This window comes from Streptomyces sp. MB09-02B, from assembly GCF_033794485.1.
In the GTDB taxonomy this organism is placed as follows: domain Bacteria; phylum Actinomycetota; class Actinomycetes; order Streptomycetales; family Streptomycetaceae; genus Streptomyces.
Window position 1 is genome coordinate 1 of record NZ_JARGEE010000521.1, and the last position, 5,627, is coordinate 5,627.

The 5,627-nt window shown below is 71.3% G+C and carries 5 protein-coding genes; 3 read left to right on the top strand and 2 right to left on the bottom strand.

Translation table 11 applies throughout. The annotated features are described in order from the left end of the window. A partial coding sequence (locus P1P70_RS39600; RefSeq protein WP_319246536.1) for a glycosyltransferase family 39 protein occupies nucleotides 1-665 on the bottom strand: 665 nt, incomplete at its 3' end. A gap of 325 nt (nucleotides 666-990) precedes the next feature. On the opposite strand from P1P70_RS39600, the gene P1P70_RS39605 reads away from it, so the two are divergent. Together P1P70_RS39605 and P1P70_RS39610 are read left to right on the top strand one after the other, a co-directional pair. Beyond that, nucleotides 991-2,601, top strand: coding sequence for an MFS transporter (locus tag P1P70_RS39605; RefSeq protein WP_319246539.1), 1,611 nt, complete (start codon nucleotides 991-993; stop codon nucleotides 2,599-2,601). A 76-nt stretch (nucleotides 2,602-2,677) separates the two neighbouring features. Further along, the gene (locus tag P1P70_RS39610; protein WP_319246542.1) at nucleotides 2,678-3,847 is read left to right on the top strand and encodes an acyl-CoA dehydrogenase family protein; all 1,170 of its coding nucleotides are present in this window, start codon (nucleotides 2,678-2,680) and stop codon (nucleotides 3,845-3,847) included. A gap of 53 nt (nucleotides 3,848-3,900) precedes the next feature. On the opposite strand, the gene P1P70_RS39615 is transcribed toward P1P70_RS39610, so the two are convergent. Beyond that, nucleotides 3,901-4,344 carry a cell division protein SepF gene (locus tag P1P70_RS39615; protein ID WP_257547130.1) on the bottom strand — a complete coding sequence of 148 codons (444 nt, stop codon included), beginning with the start codon at nucleotides 4,342-4,344 and terminating at the stop codon, nucleotides 3,901-3,903. Nucleotides 4,345-4,647: 303 nt separating this feature from the next. Here P1P70_RS39615 and P1P70_RS39620 point away from each other — a divergent pair. Beyond that, nucleotides 4,648-5,627, top strand: a 980-nt coding sequence (locus tag P1P70_RS39620; RefSeq protein ID WP_319246548.1) for a DUF5685 family protein, incomplete at its 3' end; no start/stop codon positions are given.

Consider the following 5,627-nt stretch of genomic DNA (forward strand, 5'->3'; position numbering starts at 1 on the left):
GTGGGATCTCCGGTGCGCGGGAGGGTGGGGCGGCGCTCCCGTACGTACGACACGATCGCCGCCGCCCACACCGCCGCCACCACCGCGAGGCCCACCGGGCGGGTCAGCCCGGCGAGTGCCGCGAGGACGCCCGCCGCCACCCAGCGGCCGGTGAGGACGGCGTACAGCGACCACGCGGCCAGTGCGGTGAACAGGGACTCCGTGTACGCCATCGACTGCACGATCCCGACCGGCAGCACGGCCCACAGCAGCACCGCGCACACGCCGACCCGGCGCCCGTACACCCGGTCCGCGACCGCGAAGATCCCCCAGGCCGCGACGAGCGAGGCGAGGGTGCCGACGACGAGACCGGCGTGGGCGTACGACAGCGGGGTCACCGCGGACACCACCCGCTCCAGCCAGGGCAGCAACGGGAAGAAGGCCAGGTTCGAGTGGATGTCGCCGTTCGGCAGCCGCACCTCGTAGCCGTAACCGAGCTCGGCGACGCGGGTGTACCAGAGCGAGTCCCAGCGGGCCGACAGCAGCGTCAGGGCGCTCTTGTTGCGGGCCGCGCTCCAGACGGCGAGCACGACGAGGCCCAGGGCGCGCACGGCCGCGTACCCGAGGAGCGCGGGGGCGGCCCGCCGCAGGAGGGGCGCCGCCGGGCGCGTGGCGAGATCGGTCACGCGCTCGATTATCGACGGCGCCAGGAACCGGCCGGGACGCCGTCACGTGGTGGTCCGTGATGGACCGTGACCGAGGAACCACGGACGAGTGATGAAGGAGCCATGAAGGACCGGTGGACGGCCCGGGGCGTGGCGTATGCCACACGTCACATGAGGGTTCCATGAGACACCCACCACGTTCCACCGGCGGGAACTCGCGTACGCTGACGGCTCGCTCGCCTTTCGTTGCGCGGGTCCGGGACACCGCTCCTCCCGGGCCGTGACTACCGGGGAGTCCCCGCCCTGTTGGTTCCGCCGAACGCGAGAGCATCTGGGAGGTACGTACATGTCCGGGACGCCCACGGCCGTTTCGCGACGCCGTCGGGACACCGGGGCCGGTGCAAACCGCTGGGTCGTCCTCGTCGTCCTCTGCGTCAGCCTGCTGCTCGTCGCCGTCGACGCCACCGTGCTGCACGTGGCGGTGCCCGCCGTCACCGAGGACATCAAGCCGAGCGGCATGGAGCTGCTCTGGATCGTCGATGTCTACCCGCTGGTCTGCGCCTCGCTGCTGATCCTCTTCGGCACGCTGGGCGACCGGGTCGGCCGCAGACGGATCCTCCTCCTCGGCTACGCCCTCTTCGGCATCGCCTCCGCCCTGGCCGCCTTCGCGGACAGCCCCCAGGTGCTGATCGCGGCCCGTGCCCTGCTCGGCGTCGGCGGCGCGATGATCATGCCCGCGACGCTGTCGATCCTGCGCCAGGTCTTCCCCGACCGCCGGGAACGGGCGCTCGCCATCGGCATCTGGAGCGCGGTCGCCGCCGTGGGCGCGGCCGTCGGACCGCTCCTCGGCGGGTTCCTTCTCGAGCACTTCTGGTGGGGCTCGGTCTTCCTCGTCAACATCCCGCTGATGCTCGTCAGCCTGCCGATCGGACGGCTGCTGCTGCCCGAGTCGACGGGCGACCGCGACGGCCCCTGGGACGTGGTCGGCGCCCTGATGGCCGCCGTCGGTCTCTTCGGCCTCGTCCTCGCTGTCAAGCGGCTCGGCGGCGGCCACCCGCCGTTCGAGCCGGGCACCGCGCTCGCGCTCCTCGGCGGCGCCGCCCTGCTGATCGCGTTCGTACGACGGCAGCGGCGCCGGACGCATCCGCTGGTCGACCTGCGGATGTTCGCTCGGCCCGCGTTCAGCACCTCCGTCGGCTGCATCGTCCTGGCGATGCTCGCGCTGGTCGGACTGGAGCTGATCGCCGCGCAGTACCTGCAACTGGTCCTCGGCCTGTCCCCATTGCAGACGGGGCTACGACTGCTGCCGCTGACCGTCGCCGCGATGGCCGCCGGACTCGTCGGCTCCCACATGCTGCACCGCTTCGGACCGCGCCGCATGGTGTCCCTCGGCTTCTGCCTCACCGCCTTCGCGGTCGTCCTGCTGACGGCGATGGGACGCCACGACAACGCGGGGCTGCTGCTCGCCGGATTCGTGCTGCTGGGCTTCGGCCTGGAGACGACCCTGTTCGGGGCGTACGAGTCGATGCTGAGCGAGGCGCCCGCCTCCTCGGCGGGCGGGGCGGCGGCGATCGGCGAGACCTCCTACCAGCTGGGCGCCGGCATCGGGATCGCGCTCCTCGGCAGTGTGATGAACGCGGCGTACGCGCCCGGACTGTCGTCCGTGCCCGGGGTGCCCAGCTCGGCCTCCCACGCCGCCGGGCACTCGCTCGGCGAGGCGTACGAGGTCGCCGACCGGCTGGGCGGGTCCTCGGGCGAGGCCCTGCGGCACGCCGCCCGCGACTCCTTCGTCCACGGGCTGCACGTGACGCTGCTGGTGAGCGCGGCGCTGCTGGTCCTCGGCGCGGTGATGGCCCTGCGGCTGCCCCGGGGCATGGAGTGCGAGGGCTCCGCCGAGGTGCCGGGACCGCGGGAGGCCTCCGGGACGACACCGGTGCGCGCGGAGTCGATGCGCTGAGCTCGTCCGCAGCTGAGGACGGCGAGGACTGGGTACGGTGGTTAGCGTCGCTAGTTTTTGAGCCGGAGGTGCACCCATGAGCTTCGACCCCGCCGACCCCCTCGGCCTCGACGAACTGCTCGACCCCGAGGATCTCGCCGTGCGGGACACCGTGCGCAGGTGGGCGGCGGATCGGGTGCTGCCGTACGTGGCCGAATGGTACGAGCGGGGCGAACTGCCCCAGATCCGGGAGCTGGCGCGGGAGTTGGGGGCGATCGGGGCCCTCGGGATGTCGCTTCAGGGGTACGGGTGCGCGGGAGCGAGCGCCGTGCAGTACGGACTCGCCTGTCTGGAACTGGAGGCCGCGGACTCGGGGATCCGGTCGCTCGTGTCCGTGCAGGGGTCGCTCGCGATGTACGCGATCCACCGGTTCGGCAGCGAGGAGCAGAAGCAGACGTGGCTGCCGCGCATGGCCTCCGGCGACGTCATCGGATGCTTCGGTCTGACCGAGCCCGACCACGGCTCCGACCCCGCGTCGATGCGTACGTACGCCAAGCGGGACGGCTCCGACTGGGTGCTCAGCGGGCGGAAGATGTGGATCACCAACGGGTCCGTCGCCGGGGTCGCCGTGGTGTGGGCGCAGACGGAGGAAGGGGTGCGCGGCTTCGTCGTGCCCACCGGCACGGCCGGGTTCTCCGCGCCGGAGATCAAGCACAAGTGGTCCCTGCGCGCCTCCGTCACCAGTGAACTCGTCCTGGACGACGTGCGGTTGCCCGCCGACGCCGTACTGCCGGACGTGACCGGGCTGAAAGGCCCGCTGAGTTGTCTTTCGCACGCCCGCTACGGAATCGTGTGGGGCTCGATGGGCGCCGCGCGCGCCTGTTTCGAGTCGGCCGTCGAATACGCGAAGACGCGGGAGCAGTTCGGGAAGCCGATCGGGGCGTTCCAGCTCACCCAGGCCAAACTCGCCGATATGGCGGTCGAGTTGCACAAGGGGATTCTGCTCGCCCACCATCTGGGGCGGCGGATGGACGCGGGACGGCTCCGTCCCGAGCAGATCAGTTTCGGCAAGCTGAACAACGTGCGTGAGGCGATCGAGATCTGCCGTACCGCCCGCACGATTCTCGGCGCGAACGGGATCTCCCTGGAGTACCCGGTGATGCGGCACGCGACGAACCTGGAGTCCGTGCTCACCTACGAGGGCACCGTCGAGATGCATCAACTGGTGCTGGGCAAGGCGCTCACCGGTCTCGACGCCTTCCGGTGAGCCGCGTCGGGTGACCCGGGCACCGCAAGGACGGGCCGGCGAGCGGCCCTGCCTCAGCTCTGGTTGAAGAAGCCGTCCACCGGGCGGCTCGCGACCTCGCCGCTGACGATCTCCGTGTCGGCGGGGGTCAGCAGGAACACGCGGTTCGACACGCGCTCGATCGAACCGCGCAGACCGAAGATCAGACCGGCCGCGAAGTCGACGACACGCTTGGCGTCGGCGGGCTCCATGTTCGTGAGGTTCATGATGACCGGGACGCCGTCCCGGAAGAGCTCGCCGATGTGCCGGGCGTCACGGAAGCTGTCCGGCGTGACCGTGCCGATCCGGCGGCCGTGGTCCTGCGCGGACTCGGACGCGACCTTGACGCGAGGGTCGGTGACCCAGGCCTCGCCGGAGCCGGACTCCCGCTCATCGGCGTAGTCGTCGTCGTAGTAACGCTCGTCATCGTTGTCGTCGACGAGGCCAAGCCAGGCACTCGCCTTGCGCACCGATCCCATGGACGCCTCCTCTCGCAGCGGTCTTTCGTGCTTTCCGCATCCCTATCGTCGTCCATGATGCGGATGTCTCGCCAAGTGGATAGACGCCGCACGGGGGTTTCGTGACGGTACTGGTGCAGAACGAATTCGTCGAGAGTCCATGTGCCCCAAGGGCTTCGCTGTACACACCTGCTGACAGGGAGTGAAATAATATTGTTCACGGCGTTTGAGTGAGTCCTGCTGCGTCCGGGTGAACGTTCCGGCGGCTACGATGCGGCGACGCCGACGGGCGTGCGGCGGCACCGTGAGACACGGGGGAGTGTCGTGTTCGGAATCGTGAGACCCTGCGGTCATCGGCTGGGCGAGGGGCTGCGGACGCAATGGATGGCGCATCTGTGCGGGCTCTGCCTCGCGCTGCGCGGGGATCACGGGCAGTTCGCTCGGATCGTCACCAATTATGACGGTTTGCTGGTCTCGGTTCTGACGGAGGCTCAGGCCGAGCGCACCACCGACTGGCGGCGCACCGCCGGGCCCTGTCCGCTGCGCGGGATGCGCACAGCCTCCGTCGCGCGGGGCGAGGGCGCCCGGCTCGCGGCCGCCGTCTCGCTGGTGCTCGCCTCGGCCAAGGTGCGTGACCATGTCGCCGATGGGGATGGACTGCTCGCGCGCAAGCCGGTGGCGCACGCCGCGCGCCGGATCGCGACGAACTGGGGGCGCGCGGGGGCGCGTACGGGAGCGGACATCGGGTTCGACACGGCGGTGCTGGTCGACTCCGTGGACCGGCAGCTAGGCATCGAGGCGCTCGCCGGCCTGGGCACCCCGCTGTTGACGGTCACCGAACCGACCGAGACGGCGACCGCGGCGGCGTTCGCGCACACCGCGATCCTGGCCGGACGACCGGGCAACGCCGAGCCGCTCGCCGAGGCCGGACGGCTCTTCGGGCGGCTCGCCCACCTGCTGGACGCGGTGGAGGACCGGACCGCCGACGCCGCCGCCGGCGCGTGGAACCCGCTGACCGCCACGGGGACCTCCCTCACCGAGGCCCGACGGCTCGCCGACGACGCCCTGCACGGCATCCGACTCGCCCTGCGCGAGGCCGACTTCGTGGACGGCAGGCTGGCTCATCTGCTCCTCGTGCACGAGCTGGGCAGGTCGGTGGAGCGCGCGTTCGGAACCGTGCCGGTGTGCTCGGCGCACCAGCAGGGATGGGCGCACCAGCAGGGCGGGGCGCCGCTGCCGGGTAATCCGTACGCGAGCGGCGCCGGTGACCCCTATGCCGGGGGCGGGGGCAATCCGTACCCCGG